Source organism: Alsobacter sp. SYSU BS001988 (assembly GCF_054796215.1).
The window spans coordinates 497,644-513,520 of the sequence record NZ_JBTAMK010000001.1 but is presented as its reverse complement, the minus strand read 5'-3'; the positions used below and the strand labels follow the sequence as shown (position 1 = coordinate 513,520).

The window sequence follows — 15,877 nt, the reverse complement described above, 5'->3', positions numbered from 1 at the left end:
GCCATGGCTCACGCCACCTGCTCCGCCAGCTTGAGGAGTTCGGCGCAACTGGCGTTGCGTTCGGAGAAGTCCTTCCAGGCTGTCTCGCGCGAGAGCTTCCGCCACTGGTCGAGGGTCGCGTCGTCGAGCGTCTTCACGCTGGCGCCGGCCTTGGCGAACACCTTCTCGACTTCCTCGTCGTCGGCCTTGGCGCCGGCCGTGCCGAACGGCTCGAGCTCCGCTCCGACCGCCAGGATGGCCTCCTGATGGGCCTTCGGCATCGCCTCGAACAGCGACCGCGACATCAGGATCGGCTCCAGCATGAACCAGTAGAACCGGCCGCGGCCGGAGGTCAGGTGCTTGGCGAGCTCCTCCAGGTGGAAGGAGATGAGGCTGGTCGAGGAGGTGACCACCGCATCGCAGGCCCCGGTCTGCATCGCGGCGTAGGATTCATTCGACGGAATGTTCAGCGTCGACGCGCCGGCCGCCTTGAATACCATGTCCATCTCGCGCGAGCCGCCGCGGATCTTGATCCCCTTGGCGTCCGCGGGCGTGACCACGGGCGTCTTGCTGGCGACGCCGCCCGACTGCCAGACCCAGCTGACGATCATGACGCCCTTGTCGGCCAGGATGTCGGAGAGCTTCTTGCCGATCGGCGACTTCTTCCAGGCCGCGCCCTGCTCGTAGGAGGTCACGAGGCCGGGCATCAGGCCGATATTGGTCTCCACGACCTCGCCGCCCGCATAGCTGAGCGGGTAGAGGCTCATGTCCAGCGCGCCCTTGCGCAGGGCGGAGAACTGGGCGTTGGTCTTCATCAGGGACGAGCCCGGATAGACCTGGGCGGTGAGCTCGCCCTTGGTGCGCTTCTCGATCTCGGCCGCGAATTTGCGGCACATGCGATCGCGGAAGTCGCCCTGGTCGGCGGTTCCGCCGGGAAACTGATGCGAGATCTTGATGGTCTTCTGCTGCGCGAAGCTGCCGCGCGGAAGACTCAGGATCGCCGGGGCCGCGAGGGCGGCCCGGACCACGGAACGACGGGAAATCAGCATGTGGCGGTTCCTTCCAAGGTGATCCGCCGGTGTCCGGCGGGCGCTCTTCGCGGCGATGTGGATTTCGTAACCTGTCTTGTACAGCGCGTCAATGTGCGTGTATACATGAAGGCCGAAGCAGGTGCACAAACATGAACCAGATTCCGGCTCCCGCCTCCCACGCCAGGCTGCGCGACCTCATCGAGCAGGCCATCCTGGTGGGCGACTTCGCGCCCGGGGAGAAGCTCGAGGAAGTCGCCCTGGCGCAGCGCTTCGGCGTCTCCCGGACTCCGGTCAGGGAGGCCCTTCACCAGCTGTCGGCCGCCGGCCTCGTCGATTCACGCCCCCGGCGCGGCGCTTTTGTGGCCTCGGTCACTCCCGAGCGCCTGATCGAGATGTTCGAGGTGATGGCCGAGCTCGAGGCCTATGCGGCCAAGCTCGCGGCACGCCGCCTCACGCCCGAGGCGGAAGCCGAGATCGTCGAGGCTCATCGGGCCTGCAAGGCCGCGCTCGGCAAGGATCCGGACGCCTATTACTACGAGAACGAGCGCTTCCACTTCGCCATTTTCCACGCCAGCCGCAACGGCTTCCTGATCGAGCAGGCCTCCGCGCTGCACCGCCGGCTGAAGCCCTACCGGCGCTTGCAGCTGAGGGTGCGCAACCGCGTGGCCGCATCCTTCGCCGAACACGAGGCGATCGTGGCCGCCATCCGGAGCGGCAAGGCCAAGAAGGCCGCCACGCTGATCCGCGACCACATCGCCGTCCAGGGCGAGCGCTTCGCCGACCTGATGGCGAGCCTTCCCAGCCTGCAGGCCGGCTGACCTCACGCCCGCAGGAAAGCGGCGATGCGCCCCCATTCGTCCGCGAGCGTCCGCGCCCCCATGAACAGCGCGAGGTGGCCGCAGGGCGCCGTCACCGCGTGGACCGAGCGGGCCGGAGCGCCGACGAGGCGCGCCGCCGCGAGGGCCTGGGGCGCGGGCGCGATGACGTCGTCCCGCCCCGCCAGCACGAAGAGCGGGCAGCGGACGTCGCGCAGGTCCGCGAGCCTGCCCAGCGCCGGGAACGTGTTGCGGGCCAGCCGGTTTTCGCGGAACAGCCACTCCGCCGTCTGCAGCCAGTAGCGGCCCGGGAGATCCAGCGTCCGGCCGTTCCAGGCCTCGAAGGCGGGCGCGAGATCCGGCCGCGTCGCCTGGAACACCTCCTCGACGTCGGCGCTCTGCAGGGCGGAGGTCTCCAGGAACTGCAGCATGCGCGACCCGCTCACGACGCCGTCGCTCCAGGTCACGAAGGCGTCCAGCGCGGCCGGGGCCATGCCCCGCGTCGCCTGCACGATGCCGGACGGGGCCGCGTCGCAGTCGACAGGAGCGCCCGCCAGGACCAGCCGCTCCACCTTGGCGGGAAACCGCGCCGCGAACAGCAGCGACTGCCAGCCGCCCTGGCAGACGCCCGCCAGGCGCGCGGTCCCGCCCAGCGTGTCGACGGCGACGTTCAGCGCCGCGAGCTGGTCGTCCACCCCGTGGAAGCGCATCTGCGGCGTGGCCGAGGCCCATTCCAGCAAATGAAGGCCGGGGACGCCCGCATCGCGCAGGCGCCGCATGAGGCTGTGCCCCTCGGCGAAGTCCGCCACGGTCGCGCCGTGGATGGCGTAAGGCGCCACGACCAGCGTCGCAGGGCCGGGCGGGGCCGGATCGCCGAAGCGCCGCAGGCGCAGGCTTTCGAGCTCGAGCACCACCTCGTTGGGGGTGGCCCAGCACGCGTCCGGCTGCGCCGCGGTCTCGGCGGGGGCGACGAAGGGCCAGATCCAGGGCGCCCAGGGCGATGGCGTCATGCGTGCCTCTATGGCGGGAACTCGTCGCCTGGCTGAAGTCCCAGGCCGCCATCCTGCCACGGGGCGCCAGGGTCCGCATTGATCCGTCTCACGCCTGTCTCCGATCGCGCCCTTGCGCCGGGCGGGGCGCGCCGGTCTACTCTCCCGCCGGGCGCATCCGCCCCCGCGCGACGGCGAGCCACCATGTCCGGACCCAGACCCCCCGCCTTCGAGACCCTGAGCCTCCACGCCGGCCAGCGGCCCGACCCCGCCACCGGCGCGCGGGCGACGCCGATCTACCAGACCACTTCCTATGTGTTCGAGGACTCCGACCACGCCGCCGCCCTGTTCAACCTGGAGAGGGCCGGCCACATCTACAGCCGCATCTCCAACCCCACCGTGGCGGTGCTGGAGGAGCGGCTCGCGGCCCTGGAGGGCGGCGTCGGCGCGGTCTGCGCCGCCAGCGGCCAGGCCGCCCTGCATCTCGCGATCGCGACGCTGCTCTCGGCCGGCGACCACATCGTCGCCTCGTCGTCGCTCTATGGCGGCACCATCAACCTGCTCGCCCACACGCTGCCGCGGTTCGGGATCACGACCAGCTTCGTCAAGCCGCGCGACCATGCGGCGATGCGGGCCGCGATCGGGCCGCGCACGAGGCTCGTCATCGGCGAGACGCTCGGCAATCCGGGGCTCGAGGTGCTCGACATCCCGGCGGTCGCCGCCATCGCGCATGAGGCGGGCGTTCCCCTCCTCGTCGACAACACCTTCGCGACCCCCTGGCTGTGCCGGCCGATCGAGCTCGGCGCCGACATCGTGATGCACTCCGTCACCAAGTGGATCGGGGGCCACGGCGTGGCGATCGGCGGCGCGCTGGTGGACGGAGGGCGCTTCGACTGGGGGCGCTCCGGCCTGTTCCCCACCTTGACCGAGCCCTATGCGGGCTATCACGGCATGGTCTTCGCCGAGGAGTTCGGCCCCGCGGCCTTCATCATGCGGGCCCGCGCCGAGGGCCTGCGCGACTTCGGCGCATGCCTCAGCCCCACCAACGCGTTCCACCTGCTGCAAGGCGTCGAGACGCTGCCGCTGCGCATGCAGCGCCACATGGAGAACACGCTGGCGACGCTGCGCTTCCTGCAGGCCCAGCCGGCGGTCGCCTGGGCGCTGCATCCGAGCCTCCCCGACCACGCCGACCACGCGCTGGCGCAAAGGCTGCTGCCGCGCGGCGCGGGATCGATCGTCAGCTTCGGGATCAAGGGCGGCCGGCCCGCCGGGAAACGCTTCGTGGACGCGCTGCGCCTGGCGAGCCACCTCGCCAATGTGGGCGACGCCAAGACGCTGGTGATCCATCCCGCCAGCACCACGCACCAGCAGATGGACGCCTCGCAACTCGCGGCCGCCGGCGTGGGGGAGGACATGATCCGCCTGTCCGTCGGGCTGGAGAACGTCGACGACCTGATCGCCGACCTCGCCCAGGCGCTGCGCGCCTCCCAGAGGGGCTGAGCCATGCGCGTCACGCTCGATGGCCAGACCGTCTTCGCCGCCACCGGGGGCCGGCCGTTCGACCCCGCTCTCCCGACGGTCGTCTTCATCCATGGCGCCGGGATGGACCACACCGTGTGGGCTCTGCAGACGCGCTGGTTCGCCCATCACGGCCGCTCCGTGCTGGCGTTGGACCTGCCCGGCCACGGCGCCTCGACGGGCGCGCCGCTCGCCGGCGTCCCCGCCATGGCGGACTGGGCGGTCGGCGTGCTCGATGCGCTCGGCGTCGCCAACGCCGCCGTCGTGGGACATTCGATGGGAGGCCTCGTGGCGCTCGACGCCGCCGCGCGCCATCCGGAGCGGGTGCGGGCCGTCGGGCTCGTCGGGACGGCCGGCGTGGTGCCGGTCTCGGCCGACCTGCTCGCCGCCGCCGAGCGGAACGAGCGGCGCGCCATCGACATGGTCTCGCTCTGGGGCCATGGCCCGCGAGCCGGACTGGGCGGATGCGCCGTCCCGGGACTGTGGATGGCGGGCGACGGGACGCGCCTCCTGGAGCGGGCGGCCCCTGGCGTGCTCCACGCGGACCTCGCCGCCTGCGACGCCTATCGGGACGGGCTGGCGCGCGCCGCCGCCCTGCGCTGCCCGGCGGTGCTGGTGCTGGGCGAGCGCGACCAGATGACCCCCGCGAAGGCCGGGCGGGCGCTGGGCGACGCCATCCCGGGCGCCCGCACCGTCGTCGTCCCGAAAGCCGGCCACATGCTGATGATCGAGGAGCCTGACGCCGTGCTGGACGCGCTCGCGCCCGCGCTGTGACGCTTCACCCCTCCGTCCGGCGCGCTTCCTCGTCCCGCAGCTCCGCCACGATCTCGGGCGGCGCGGCTTCGGGCCGTTCCTGCGGGGCGAGGCGGCCTTCCTCGGCCTTGTAGTAATATTGCGAGCAGACCAGCCAGCCCTTCAGCGGCCGCAGAGGCGCGACGCAGAGCAGAAGCAGCAGCGGCAGCGATACGAGCAGATGGCCCCACCAGGACGGCTGGTAGGCCGCGTCGTACCAGAGCGCGAAGCCCAGCACCGGGAAGCTCATGATCATCATGGCGAAGAAGGCCGGGCCGTCCGCCGGATCGGCGAAGTCATAGCTCAGCCCGCAGACCTCGCAGCGCGGCGCGAGCTTCAGGAAGCCGGAGAAGAGGCTTCCCTTGCCGCAACGGGGACATCGGCCCCGCAGGCCGGTGGCGGTGGGCGGCGGCGGCGACACGGGCGCCCGGCCGGGGGGACTTGCGCGGGGCGGGATTTCGGGACTCATGGCGTGGCCTCCAAAGGGTTCGCCGCGCCGCGCGGCGGGTCGCGCCGAATTGCGGCCCCCTCATGCGCCGGCGGCGCTAACGCCGCGCGGACGAACGTGGTTGAACTGCGCGGCGACAGGTCAACAGTCGAAGGGAGCGGAGCGTTCATGGCCACCTTGGGGGTGCTGCTCTTCGCCTATGTGCTCAGCCAGTTCTTTCGCGCCTTCCTGGCCATCGTGGCCAGCGAGCTGACGCGGGAGCTGGGGCTCGACGCGGCGCAGCTCGGTTCGCTCTCGGCCGTCTGGTTCGCGGCGTTCGCTTTCGCGCAGTTTCCGGTGGGCGTGACGCTCGACCGCTTCGGCCCGCGCGGGACCATCGCGGGCTTCATGCTGCTGGCGGTCGCCGGGGCCGCCTGGTTCGCCAGGGCGAGCGGCTATGCGGACCTGCTCTGGGCCATGGCGCTGATCGGCGCCGGCTGCGCCCCGGTGCTGATGGGCAGCCTCTATTACTTCGGCAGGACCGCGCCGCCCGAGCGCTTCGCCATGATGGCGTCCATCGTCATCGGGGTGGGATCCTTCGGCAACCTGCTCGGGGCGACGCCGCTGGCGCTGGCGGTGGCGCAGTTCGGCTGGCGGCCCAGCATCGGGGCCATCGCGGCCGTGACGGCGCTGAGCGCCGCGCTGGTGGCCCTGACTCTGCGCGATCCGCCCCGCATCGGCACTAAGGGCAAGCCGGACGGCGTCGTGGACGGGCTGGTCGAGATCGTCACGCTGCGGCCGCTCTGGCTCCTGCTGCCCCTGGCGATGCTGAGCTACGCGGTGGTGATCGCGCTTCGCAGCCTCTGGATCGCGCCCTTCTTCGGCGGCGTCTACGGGTTCGACGCGGCCGAGCGCGGCCACGCCGCCACCGCCATGGGGGCGGCGATCTCCGTCGGCGCCCTGGCCTATGGCCCCATCGAGCGATGGGCCGGCGGGCCCAAACACGCCACCCTGGCGGGAAGCGTCGTCACCGGCGCGGCGCTGCTGGCGCTGGGCGTCCCGGGCTGGCTCGGCGCGCCGGCGGCCGTGACGCTCTATGTCGTGATCGGGGCGGCGGGGATGACCTACGGCATCCTGATGGCGCATGCGCGCCTGTTCTTTCCGCCGCATCTCCTGGGGCGCGGCGTGACGGCGCTGAACTTCGTGTTCATCGGCGGCGCTGGCCTGCTGCAGTGGATGTCCGGCCGCTTCGTGCAGGCCGGAATCGACCGGGGCGCCCCGCCCGCCGAGACCTATGCGGGCCTGCATCTCGCGCTGGCGGCGGCGCTGCTGCTGGCCACCGCCGTCTATGCGTTCGCCCCGGCCAGGCCGCGGGCGGCCTGAGCCTCAGGCCACCTTCCGGGGAACCAGCCGCTCGGACCCGAGCGCCTCGCGGACGCCGCTCTCGCCGGATTCGTGATACTCGGCGTCCTCGTTGACGTCCCAGATGTCGTAGAGCCGCTCGCCGGCCAGGATGTTGCGGACCGTCAGCATGGCGGTCATCATCGCGTGGTCCTGGTTGTTGTACTTGTGCATGCCGTTGCGGCCGACGAGGTGCAGCGTCGGGAAGCGCGCCTCCAGGTCGAGCCGCACCATGGCGACGTGGTCCTTGTACTCGTCGTCATAGACCGGATAGGCCTTGGCCTGGCGCACCACGCAGGCGTCCACGACCTCGTCCTCCCTGACCAGGCCGATCTTGGCGATCTCGGCCTTGGCCAGCGCGATCAGCTCGTCGTCCGGAGCCGACCAGACGCCGTCGCCCTCGAAGCAGAAATATTCCAGCCCCAGGCAGGCGAGGTTCGGATCGGGCACCATCTCGGGCGACCAGGAGCGGAAGTTCTGGATGCGGCCGACCTTCACGGACGGGTCGTGGATGTAGATCCAGTTGTCCGGGAAGAGGTCCTGGCGCGTGGTGATCAGCGCCACGGTCAGGAAGTCGCGGTAGCGCAGCGCCCGCGCATGCAAGAGCGAGATCGGCGCCGGGGCGATCGCCCGGGTGAGCTCCGTGATGGGGGCCGACGAGATCACGTGGCGGGCCGTATGGGTCTCGACCGCGCCGTCGCCACGGCGCACCGTCACGGTCCAGAGCTTCGCCGCGTCGTCATAGCGCATCGTGTCGAGGCTGCGGTCCATCAGCACCCGGCCGCCCTGCTCGCGCGTCTTGCGCGCCGCCGCGTCCCACATCATGCCGGGACCCTTGCGGGGATACTGGAAGGATTCGATCAGCGTCTTGATGACCTCGCCGCCGGCCTGCGGCTTCGGCTTGCCCCGGAACGCGCGCCCGAGCGCGTTCAGGACCGCGCCGCCGAGGCTGAGGCCCTTGATCCTCTGGGCCGCCCAGTCGGCCGAGATCTCGTCGCAGGACATGCCCCACACCTTCTCGGTGTAGGTCTTGAAGAAAATGGAGAAGAGCCGCTCCCCGAACGCGTTCCGCACCCACTGGTGGAAGGTCTTCGGGTTCTCGATCGGCCGCAGCTTGGCGACGCCATAGCTCAGCATGCAAAGCGCGCTCTGGAGGACGCCGAGGTTCCACAGCGCCTCGAACGCCTTCAGCGGATAGGAATAGAGCTTGCCCTTGTAGTAGATGCGGGAGATGCGCGGGCGCTCGATGAAGTCGTCCGGCAGGATCTCCTTCCACAGATCGACCACCTCCTTCGCCTTGGAGAAGAACCGGTGGCCGCCGATGTCGAACAGGAATCCCTTGTAGTTCACCGTGCGGCTGATGCCGCCGACCATGTCCGGGTCGCGCTCGATCACGGTGACGTCGCGGCCCTCCTTGGTCAGCAGGTAGGAGGCGGTGAGCCCGGCCGGGCCCGCGCCGATGATGAGGACGTCCGTGTGCTGGCAGGCTGGGCTCTGGGTCATGACGCGCACCTTGCGAAGAGTCAGGCCTTGGCGGGGGCGAAGGCGAAGAACTTGTGTCCGGCGAAGCCGGCGAACGCCGCCAGTCCGGCCCCGACCAGCAGGTCGAACAGCCGGGGCAGGGCGGGGACCGAATAGACCAGGGTCAGGAACACGCCGTAGCTGAGCCCCTGGGCCAGGAGCGCGACAGCCGTGTAGCGCAGCGCCTCGACGGGAGCCTTCCGGCCGCTCGCCGCGAAGGTGAAGGCGCGGTTGAGCCGCCAGGTGACGCAGGTCGCCACGCCCAGCGAGATCGCCCGCGAGATCTCCGGAGCCATGTGGCGGGCGTCCAGCACGCTGAAGATCGTGGCGTCCGTCGCAAGCCCCAAGGCCCCGACGCTGAGGAAGCGGCTGAAGGCCTGGACGATCGGAAGCGACAGCAGGGCGCCCAGCGGCGTCGACCGGAACCGCGTCGAGCGCAGTCCCGCCCACCGCCACAGCCTGGCCAGCAAGGCGGGGTGGGCGAGGGCCGTCATCTGTCGCATCGACTTCGAATTCCTTGTCAGCCGCGGACTTGGCCCTGGCTCCGCCGCGAAGATCTAGCGCTGGACCTTGGAATATTCGGTAAACGACCTCGCCGGCCGGTCCGCCACGCTGAACGAGCCGTTAACGCCCTCGCGCTATGAGAGCAGAAGTGCCGAGGCCCATCCGATGATCGACATGACCGCGAGCGCGGACGCGAGCCCGAAGGCCTGCGGGGAGCCGAGGCCGACATCCTTCTGGCCGCCCGTCCTGCTCGCCTGGGTGGTCGCCCTGCTGTTCGGGGGCCTGCCGCCCACCCTGGGGGTCGCGTTCCGCGACACCGACGACGCCATGCGGCTCGTGCAGGTGCGCGACCTCCTGGCCGGGCAGGGGTGGTTCGACCTCGTGCAGCATCGGCTCGATCCCGCCCATCCCGTGCCGATGCACTGGTCGCGCCTGATCGACGCGCCTCTCGCCCTGCTGATCCGCGCGTTCGGGCTCGTCGCGGACGCGGCCGCGGCCGAGCGCCTGGCGCTGGCGACATGGCCGGCGCTCGTGCTGCTGGCCGCGCTGCTGGCCGTGCGCGAACTCGCGCTGCGCCTCGGCGGACCCAAGGCGGCGCTGCCCGCCCTCATGATGCTGGGCCTCGGCCTCTCGATGCTCTGGCAGTTCGCGCCGGGCCGGATCGATCACCACAACGTCCAGGCCGTGCTGACGCTCTGGATGTTCGCGACATTGCTTCGGGACGGCCCGCGCCAGGCGGCCCGATGCGGCCTGCTCACGGCCCTCATGCTCGCGGTCGGGCTCGAGACGCTGCCCTATGCGCTGGCGGGCGCGCTCGTGATGACCGCGCGCTGCTTCGAGGGGGACGCCCGACGGGCCGAAGCCCGGGCCTACGGACTCGTCCTCGCCGTCGCGGTCGCGGCGCTGACGGTCGCGACCGTTCCGCCCGCGCTCTGGACGGCCGGCGCCTGCGACAGCCTCTCGCTCACCTATGCGGCGACCGCCGCGACCGGCGGCCTGGGCCTGGCCGCGCTGGCGTCGGGCCGCCTCTCCCAGGGCGCCCGGCTGGCCTGCCTGTGCGGCCTCGCAGGGGTGGTCCTCGCCCTGTTCGCGGCGATCGAGCCGGCTTGCCTCAAGGGTCCCTTCGGCCAGGTGGACCGCCGCCTCTGGCCGGTCTGGCTCGACTACGTCGACGAACTCAGGCCCTGGACGACGATCTTCGCCGATGACCCGACCAGCGCGACCGTCATGGCGCTCGGACCGGCTCTGGGCCTGGCCTCGGCGGCCGGGCTCCTGCGCGATCTTTGGCGCCGGCGCGACTGGGCCGTCCTGGCCTATCTGGCCTCGGCCCTGCTCGCCTTCGTGGCGGGATGCCTGCAGATTCGCACGATGTTCTACGCCAACATCTTCGCGCTGCCGCTGGTCGCGGCCGCGATCGGCAGGCGGGCCGAAGCGGCCGCCGGCGCCGGCAGGTCCGCCCTGCTGGTCGCCCTGACCGGCGGGGTGATGCTGGGCAGCACGACCTGGGCCGTCCTGGCCTCGGCCGTCTTTCCCGACGACTCCGCCCAGACGGACCACTCGGCCGGCGCCGCCGCGACCGCGGTCGCCCGCCCCAGGGCCGGCGTGGACGATTCCGCCTGCCAGGATCTCCGCCAATACGACGTCCTGGCCCGGCAGGCCCCCGGCCTCGTGGTGAGCCCCCTGGGCCTCGGCCCCTTCGTGCTGGCGGGGACGCCCCACAGCGTCCTGTCCGCCCCCTATCACCGGCAGTCGCGCGGGATCGTGGACGGGGACGCCATTCTGTCCGCCCCGCCCGCCCTGGCGCTGGACAGGCTCCGCGCCCGGGGCGCAGCCTATCTCCTGCTCTGCTCCCGCTCGCCCCAGGCCCGGGATCATGATGGACTGAAGGCCCGGCTGATCCGCGGAGAGGCCGTGGCCGGGCTGGAGCCGATTCCGACCGGCGGAGTGTTGCAGCTGTACCGCGTCGCGCCGCGCTGACAGGCGGCCGGCGCCGAGACCACGAGGAGCCCCGCATGCGCCTTTCCGTGTCGCCGCTCATGCCCGCCGCCATGACGGCCGCCGCCGTGGCGCTTTCGCTCTGGACGGCGCCCGCCTCGGCGGAGCCTCCCGCCAAGGAGCTGTTCGGCGCGGTGACCCGACCGGCGGACATGCCCTCGCGGGTGCTGGGCTTCTACGCCAAGGGCTGCCTCGCCGGCGCCGAGGCGTTGCCGGCCGACGGCCCGGCCTGGCAGGTGATGCGCCTGTCGCGCAACCGCGCCTGGGGGCATCCCGCCCTGATCGAGTTCCTCGAGAAATTCGCCCGCGCCGTGCCCAGGACCAATGGCTGGCCCGGCATCCTGGTCGGCGACATCGCCCAGCCGCGCGGCGGGCCGATGAAGACGGGCCACGCCTCCCACCAGATCGGCCTCGATGCTGATGTCTGGCTCACCCCCATGCCGCCCCGCGTGCTCTCCAGCCAGGAGCGCGAGGACATCGCCGCCGCCGACATGGTCCGCGACGACAAGCTCGACGTCTCGCAGAACTGGACCAAGGGCCAGCACGCGCTGATTAAGGCGGCGGCCCAGCAGCCGCAGGTGGAGCGCATCTTCGTCAACGCGGCGATCAAGAAGGCGCTGTGCCGCGAGGCGACGGGCGACCGCAGCTGGCTGCGGCGCGTCCGGCCGATGTATGGGCACAACTGGCACATGCATATCCGCATGGCCTGCCCGGCCGGCGAGACGGACTGCCAGTCGCAGGACCCCGTGCCGGCTGGCGAGGGCTGCGGCAAGGAGCTCGACTACTGGTTCTCCGATGCGGTGCTGCACCCCAGGCCCGGCGGCAAGCCCAAGCCCCCGATGGAGATGTCGGCGCTGCCCCAGGCCTGCCGGGCGGTCCTGAAGGCCCCCTGAGAGGCGCGCGCGGCGCTCAGTGGCCCTTGGCCTCGCCTGAGATCTTGTCCGTCAGCGCCAGGAAGACGCCCGAGATCACGAACACCATGTGGATGACGACGTACCACATGAGGTCGCGGTCGCTCGTGTTCTTGACGTTCATGAACGCCTTGAGGAGCTGGATGGCCGAGATCGCCACGATCGACGACAGGAGCTTCAGCTTCAGCCCCGTAAAGTCGATCTTGCTCATCCAGTCCGGCCAGTCCTTGTGGGCGGCCTCGTCGATCTTCGAGACGAAGTTCTCGTAGCCGGAGAAGATCACGATCACGATGAGCGAGCCCGTGAAGGTGAGGTCGATGAGCGACAGAACGCCGAGGATGACGTCCGACTCGGTCGCGCTCGGAATGTGCAGCACGAAGTGCCAGATTTCCCGCAGCGTCCTGGCCAGCAGCACCAGGAGCCCGAACACCAGCGTCACGTAGAAAGGGGCCAGCAGCCAGCGGCTGGCAAACAGAAAACGCTCCAGATTCCGCTCGATCATGGGTCCCCCGCGGCTCTCAACGTCAGTGCGGGCGGCCGCATCCGGACCGCCCGCTCAATGAATTCCTCAGAATCGCGACGGTCAGCCGATGGCGACGCCCGTCCCGATGGGGCACGAAACCCCGGTGCCGCCCAGGCCGCAATAGCCCATCGGGTTCTTGGCCAGATATTGCTGGTGATAGTCCTCGGCGAAGTAGAACGGCCCGGCGTCCGCCAGCTCGGTGGTGATCGGCCCGTAGCCCCGGGCGGCGAGCGCCCGCCCATAGGCGGCCCTGGAGGCCTCGGCCGCGGCCCGCTGCTCCGGCGACGTGGCGTAGACGCCCGACCGGTACTGCGTGCCGACGTCGTTTCCCTGGCGCATGCCCTGCGTGGGGTCGTGGTTCTCCCAGAACACGCGCAGGAGCTCCTCGTAGCTGACCTGCTTCGGATCATAGACCACCAGCACCGCCTCGGTGTGGCCGGTCATGCCCGTGCAGGTCTCCTCATAGGTCGGGTTGGGGGTGACGCCCCCGATATAGCCCACGGCGGTCGTCAGCACGCCCGGCGTCTGCCAGAACTTGCGCTCCGCGCCCCAGAAGCAGCCCAGCGCGAAGATCGCGGTCTCCGAGCCGGCCGGATAGGGGCCCTTCAGCGGCGAGCCGTTGACGAAGTGCGTCTCCGCCGTTGGCAGCGGCTGGGCGCGGCCCGGCAGGGCCTCCTCGCGCGTGGGCAGGGCGGTCTTCTTGCGAAAAGCGAACATGGGGGACCTCGCGGCGGGAGGGAAAGCTGCAATGTGGGGTGCGGCGGGCGTTTTTTCGAGAGGGCTCGCGGCGCGCCGTCGCGGCTGAGAGCATGCAGCGAAAAGGTGGAATCCGGCTTTTCGCACGATGCATGCGGCAACCAAAACACCTAGACCCTGCTGTGTTTCCATCAAGACGCAGCATGGTCTAGTCGCGCGGGGCGTGGCCCACCACGGGCTCCGGATCCGCCGCGAGCCGGACGAGCAGGAGCCCCAGCCCCAGCAGCGCCAGCGCCAGCGGCGCGCGCAGCAGCAGGGCGGCGCCGGAATCCCACAGGGCGGGGTGAACCCGGCCGAGCCCGGCCTGCATCCACGCCTGGGCGGCGGGCGCGGCGCGCTCCAGCGCGGCGCCGATCGAGGTCCAGGTCAGCGCCGCCGACGCGATGGAGCGCGTGCCGTCCACGGTCGCGCTCACGAAGGCGCCCGCCAGCGCGAAATACCCGATGGCCCTGATCAGAAAGCGGATCATCCCGGCTCCACGCCCCCGCGATTCGCGACCCGCGTCTCGATGCGGCCTCGACGGTACGGCTACCGCCTCGCCGCCCGCCGCGCAACCGAAGCCTTCCGCCCGCCCGAAACCCCCCGCCCCGTGCTCCGGCGCGCCTCCTGCCTGCTCCCGGCGCCGCCCGCGCCCCGTCCGCCGCCGCCGCCCGGAACGCCGCGGCCTTTGTCCGGTTCGCCTTGCGCCTCCCGCCGTCTTGATGCTAGGAGGCTGCCTCGCGTCCCCACGGGACGCACGGAGGGGTGGCCGAGTGGTTGAAGGCGCACGCCTGGAAAGTGTGTATACGGGAAACCGTATCGCGGGTTCGAATCCCGCTCCCTCCGCCAGCCTCATTCATCCAAATTTGTAAACGGTTTTAGAATCTTAGGCCGAAGGGCCTGCGTTGGTGCCCCCCACGCTACCCCTCACCCGGGCGCCCTGCGCAAACCAGACCCACTCCCTCTTCCATCTCCCGCCGCTTGGCGTCCCCCATAAAGGGCAGCTTGGGGTGGCCTAAGGTGGCTATGAGGTAGACCTGATGCTGGCCACCTCGGGGTCCCTTCCGGCATTGGACCGCTCCTCATCACCATCCCTCAAAGCGACTGCATAGTGGGGCTTCGAGGTTTCGTCTCCTGGGGTGATCGGAGCGCCCTACACCCTGCGCACCCTCAAGCACCCGACCCCTTCAAGCCCTAACCTCAAGCCCACCGGAGGGCGGGGACGGTGGAAGAGGCCTCACCGCACGGGCAGCCATAGGGTTAGCGCCACGCACGCCCACGATGTCAGACAAGGGGTCTGCCAACGGGTCCACTCAAGGGGACCTTGTAGCGCTTGGGCGCAAGCTTGCGATCGAAGGGACGCATCGCCGGCCTCACAGATAGATCATGTTGGCGAAAGTGAAGCCGATGATTTCATCTCGGCCGCCCCGCCTTCCAGCATGGAGCGGTTTGTCGCGCTTGTCTTGATAGGAGGAGCGCGGTGGGTCGGCCATACCTAGATCTGGTAGGGTCACCGTGCATCAAGAAACGGTCCCGTCGGGGGCTCGGCGGGAGGCAGCGGAGGCTTCCGCTGTAGGTCGCTTCGCGCCGGGGAAGAGGCGGTTAGAGCCGAAGCTCGTCGCAGACGAGCGCCGTCGTCACGGCCTGCGTCTTGTTGCAGGCGTTCAGCTTGCGGACCGACGCGGCGACGGCGGCGGGGCGTGGATCTTGGCGGAAAGACCTTCCATCACGAGGGCTCCCAGGGCGGGGAAGAGGTTGGCCTGGGAAAATTAGCCCTGGAGCGCAGGCGGCGTAACTATCAGTTCTGGTGAGTGGACTGCCGCCGCGCCCCTTCGCGCTCGCGATCGTACGTCCCATGACCGGGCGGGCGCCGCGTGCAACCGGATGGCTCCGCTCGAGTTTGTCTCACCGTTACGCGCGATGTCGGAGCCTCGATGAGGCGGCGATGGCGGGGGCCGGTGCGGGCCCGTCGGCGCAGGCCGTGAGGGGTTCCGGGAGCGCGGACGGCGTCGCTCCCGAGGGGCGGACGGATGCTCATTCGGAAGGCCCCGGCGGCGGGCGGCGTCTCCCACACTCACCGGTGAGGAGACCACCATGGCGCGCACTTCCCTGACGCCCTTCCGCTCGGGCGGCCTGCTCGGGGCGGACCCGTTCCTGTCGCTGCATCGCGAGATGAACAGGCTGTTCGACGACGTCATGCGGGGGGCGCCGCTCTCCGCCGCAGGCGGGCAGGGCGGCTCCACCCTGATCGCGCCGAACATCAATGTCAGCGAGACCGACACAGAGGTCCGCGTCACCGCCGAGTTGCCCGGCGTGACGGACAAGGACATCCATGTCGACCTGAATGACGACATCCTGGTGATCCGCGGCGAGAAGAAGCTGGAGAAGAAGGAAGACAAGGAGAACTTCCACTATATCGAGCGGTCCTACGGCACCTTCCAGCGCGCGCTGCAACTGCCGTTCCCGGCCGATCCCGACCAGGTGAAGGCGCATTTCGAGAACGGCGTGCTCACCGTCACCCTGCCCAAGAACGCCAGGCAGGAGCGCGCCCGCCGCATCCAGGTGCAGACGGGAGGCGCGTCGCAGGGCGGCGCCGAGATCGCCCCCCAGGCGGGAGGACAGTCCGGCCAGGGTTCCGGCGCGGGGCAGGGCGGCGCGGCCCAGCCGGGCGGCTCGTCCAACCCGCCGGCCTGACGGGCGCTGTCGCGCGGACGGCCGGGCGGCCGTCCGCGTCGC

Annotated in this window: 15 protein-coding genes and 1 tRNA gene; 8 read left to right on the top strand and 8 right to left on the bottom strand. The window is 70.7% G+C overall.

Going from position 1 to position 15,877, the window contains the following annotated elements:
• Positions 1 to 8: 8 nt before the first annotated feature.
• Positions 9 to 1,028 (bottom strand): TRAP transporter substrate-binding protein DctP, encoded by a 1,020-nt coding sequence (gene dctP / locus ACYVO7_RS02255; RefSeq protein WP_460448217.1) that lies wholly within the window; start codon positions 1,026 to 1,028, stop codon positions 9 to 11.
• A 131-nt stretch (positions 1,029 to 1,159) separates the two neighbouring features.
• On the opposite strand from dctP, the gene ACYVO7_RS02250 reads away from it, so the two are divergent.
• Positions 1,160 to 1,828 carry a GntR family transcriptional regulator gene (locus ACYVO7_RS02250; protein ID WP_406856042.1) on the top strand — a complete coding sequence of 223 codons (669 nt, stop codon included), beginning with the start codon at positions 1,160 to 1,162 and terminating at the stop codon, positions 1,826 to 1,828.
• A 2-nt stretch (positions 1,829 to 1,830) separates the two neighbouring features.
• Here the strand turns inward: ACYVO7_RS02250 and ACYVO7_RS02245 are convergent, their stop codons facing one another.
• Positions 1,831 to 2,835: an alpha/beta fold hydrolase gene (locus tag ACYVO7_RS02245; RefSeq protein ID WP_460448216.1), complete on the bottom strand. Its 1,005-nt coding sequence runs from the start codon at positions 2,833 to 2,835 to the stop codon at positions 1,831 to 1,833.
• 183 nt (positions 2,836 to 3,018) lie between these two features.
• Between ACYVO7_RS02245 and ACYVO7_RS02240 the strand changes: the two genes are divergently transcribed.
• Together ACYVO7_RS02240 and ACYVO7_RS02235 are read left to right on the top strand one after the other, a co-directional pair.
• A complete protein-coding gene (locus ACYVO7_RS02240) occupies positions 3,019 to 4,314 on the top strand; it encodes an O-acetylhomoserine aminocarboxypropyltransferase (RefSeq protein ID WP_460448215.1) in 1,296 nt (431 codons plus the stop codon).
• Between the two features lie 3 nt (positions 4,315 to 4,317).
• On the top strand, positions 4,318 to 5,106 hold the full coding sequence (locus ACYVO7_RS02235) for an alpha/beta fold hydrolase (protein ID WP_460448214.1): 789 nt from the start codon (positions 4,318 to 4,320) through the stop codon (positions 5,104 to 5,106).
• A 4-nt stretch (positions 5,107 to 5,110) separates the two neighbouring features.
• Here ACYVO7_RS02235 and ACYVO7_RS02230 read toward each other — a convergent pair whose 3' ends face one another.
• Complete coding sequence (locus ACYVO7_RS02230) at positions 5,111 to 5,593, bottom strand: DUF983 domain-containing protein (protein ID WP_460448213.1); 483 nt, start codon at positions 5,591 to 5,593, stop codon at positions 5,111 to 5,113.
• A 147-nt stretch (positions 5,594 to 5,740) separates the two neighbouring features.
• Here ACYVO7_RS02230 and ACYVO7_RS02225 point away from each other — a divergent pair, with 147 nt between their 5' ends.
• Complete coding sequence (locus tag ACYVO7_RS02225) at positions 5,741 to 6,934, top strand: MFS transporter (protein ID WP_460448212.1); 1,194 nt, start codon at positions 5,741 to 5,743, stop codon at positions 6,932 to 6,934.
• A gap of 3 nt (positions 6,935 to 6,937) precedes the next feature.
• Here ACYVO7_RS02225 and ACYVO7_RS02220 read toward each other — a convergent pair whose 3' ends face one another.
• Both ACYVO7_RS02220 and ACYVO7_RS02215 read right to left on the bottom strand, forming a co-directional pair.
• On the bottom strand, positions 6,938 to 8,455 hold the full coding sequence (locus tag ACYVO7_RS02220; protein WP_460448211.1) for an NAD(P)/FAD-dependent oxidoreductase: 1,518 nt from the start codon (positions 8,453 to 8,455) through the stop codon (positions 6,938 to 6,940).
• 20 nt (positions 8,456 to 8,475) lie between these two features.
• Positions 8,476 to 8,976: a GtrA family protein gene (locus ACYVO7_RS02215; protein ID WP_460448210.1), complete on the bottom strand. Its 501-nt coding sequence runs from the start codon at positions 8,974 to 8,976 to the stop codon at positions 8,476 to 8,478.
• Between the two features lie 175 nt (positions 8,977 to 9,151).
• Between ACYVO7_RS02215 and ACYVO7_RS02210 the strand changes: the two genes are divergently transcribed.
• Both ACYVO7_RS02210 and mepA read left to right on the top strand, forming a co-directional pair.
• Positions 9,152 to 10,954, top strand: coding sequence for a hypothetical protein (locus ACYVO7_RS02210; protein ID WP_460448209.1), 1,803 nt, complete (start codon positions 9,152 to 9,154; stop codon positions 10,952 to 10,954).
• A gap of 59 nt (positions 10,955 to 11,013) precedes the next feature.
• Positions 11,014 to 11,865, top strand: coding sequence for a penicillin-insensitive murein endopeptidase (gene mepA, locus ACYVO7_RS02205; RefSeq protein ID WP_460448539.1), 852 nt, complete (start codon positions 11,014 to 11,016; stop codon positions 11,863 to 11,865).
• A gap of 16 nt (positions 11,866 to 11,881) precedes the next feature.
• Here mepA and ACYVO7_RS02200 read toward each other — a convergent pair whose 3' ends face one another.
• From ACYVO7_RS02200 to ACYVO7_RS02190, 3 genes are all read right to left on the bottom strand, one after another.
• Positions 11,882 to 12,385, bottom strand: a complete 504-nt coding sequence (locus ACYVO7_RS02200) for a TIGR00645 family protein (RefSeq protein WP_460448208.1) — start codon at positions 12,383 to 12,385, stop codon at positions 11,882 to 11,884.
• An 81-nt stretch (positions 12,386 to 12,466) separates the two neighbouring features.
• Positions 12,467 to 13,123: a peptide-methionine (S)-S-oxide reductase MsrA gene (gene msrA / locus ACYVO7_RS02195; protein WP_460448207.1), complete on the bottom strand. Its 657-nt coding sequence runs from the start codon at positions 13,121 to 13,123 to the stop codon at positions 12,467 to 12,469.
• Between the two features lie 187 nt (positions 13,124 to 13,310).
• Positions 13,311 to 13,631: a hypothetical protein gene (locus ACYVO7_RS02190; protein ID WP_460448206.1), complete on the bottom strand. Its 321-nt coding sequence runs from the start codon at positions 13,629 to 13,631 to the stop codon at positions 13,311 to 13,313.
• Between the two features lie 269 nt (positions 13,632 to 13,900).
• Here ACYVO7_RS02190 and ACYVO7_RS02185 point away from each other — a divergent pair.
• Together ACYVO7_RS02185 and ACYVO7_RS02180 are read left to right on the top strand one after the other, a co-directional pair.
• Positions 13,901 to 13,990, top strand: a tRNA-Ser gene (locus ACYVO7_RS02185).
• 1,245 nt (positions 13,991 to 15,235) lie between these two features.
• Positions 15,236 to 15,835 (top strand): Hsp20/alpha crystallin family protein, encoded by a 600-nt coding sequence (locus ACYVO7_RS02180; protein ID WP_460448205.1) that lies wholly within the window; start codon positions 15,236 to 15,238, stop codon positions 15,833 to 15,835.
• Positions 15,836 to 15,877 lie beyond the last annotated feature (42 nt).

What these genes read in the sequence shown, in the direction of transcription:
- dctP (WP_460448217.1), bottom strand. Translation starts at nt 1,028, where the DNA reads ATGCTGATTTCCCGTCGTTCCGTGGTCCGGGCCGCCCTCGCGGCCCCG.
- ACYVO7_RS02250 (WP_406856042.1), top strand. Translation starts at nt 1,160, where the DNA reads ATGAACCAGATTCCGGCTCCCGCCTCCCACGCCAGGCTGCGCGACCTC.
- ACYVO7_RS02245 (WP_460448216.1), bottom strand. Translation starts at nt 2,835, where the DNA reads ATGACGCCATCGCCCTGGGCGCCCTGGATCTGGCCCTTCGTCGCCCCC.
- ACYVO7_RS02240 (WP_460448215.1), top strand. Translation starts at nt 3,019, where the DNA reads ATGTCCGGACCCAGACCCCCCGCCTTCGAGACCCTGAGCCTCCACGCC.
- ACYVO7_RS02235 (WP_460448214.1), top strand. Translation starts at nt 4,318, where the DNA reads ATGCGCGTCACGCTCGATGGCCAGACCGTCTTCGCCGCCACCGGGGGC.
- ACYVO7_RS02230 (WP_460448213.1), bottom strand. Translation starts at nt 5,593, where the DNA reads ATGAGTCCCGAAATCCCGCCCCGCGCAAGTCCCCCCGGCCGGGCGCCC.
- ACYVO7_RS02225 (WP_460448212.1), top strand. Translation starts at nt 5,741, where the DNA reads ATGGCCACCTTGGGGGTGCTGCTCTTCGCCTATGTGCTCAGCCAGTTC.
- ACYVO7_RS02220 (WP_460448211.1), bottom strand. Translation starts at nt 8,455, where the DNA reads ATGACCCAGAGCCCAGCCTGCCAGCACACGGACGTCCTCATCATCGGC.
- ACYVO7_RS02215 (WP_460448210.1), bottom strand. Translation starts at nt 8,976, where the DNA reads ATGCGACAGATGACGGCCCTCGCCCACCCCGCCTTGCTGGCCAGGCTG.
- ACYVO7_RS02210 (WP_460448209.1), top strand. Translation starts at nt 9,152, where the DNA reads ATGACCGCGAGCGCGGACGCGAGCCCGAAGGCCTGCGGGGAGCCGAGG.
- mepA (WP_460448539.1), top strand. Translation starts at nt 11,014, where the DNA reads ATGCCCGCCGCCATGACGGCCGCCGCCGTGGCGCTTTCGCTCTGGACG.
- ACYVO7_RS02200 (WP_460448208.1), bottom strand. Translation starts at nt 12,385, where the DNA reads ATGATCGAGCGGAATCTGGAGCGTTTTCTGTTTGCCAGCCGCTGGCTG.
- msrA (WP_460448207.1), bottom strand. Translation starts at nt 13,123, where the DNA reads ATGTTCGCTTTTCGCAAGAAGACCGCCCTGCCCACGCGCGAGGAGGCC.
- ACYVO7_RS02190 (WP_460448206.1), bottom strand. Translation starts at nt 13,631, where the DNA reads ATGATCCGCTTTCTGATCAGGGCCATCGGGTATTTCGCGCTGGCGGGC.
- ACYVO7_RS02180 (WP_460448205.1), top strand. Translation starts at nt 15,236, where the DNA reads ATGGCGCGCACTTCCCTGACGCCCTTCCGCTCGGGCGGCCTGCTCGGG.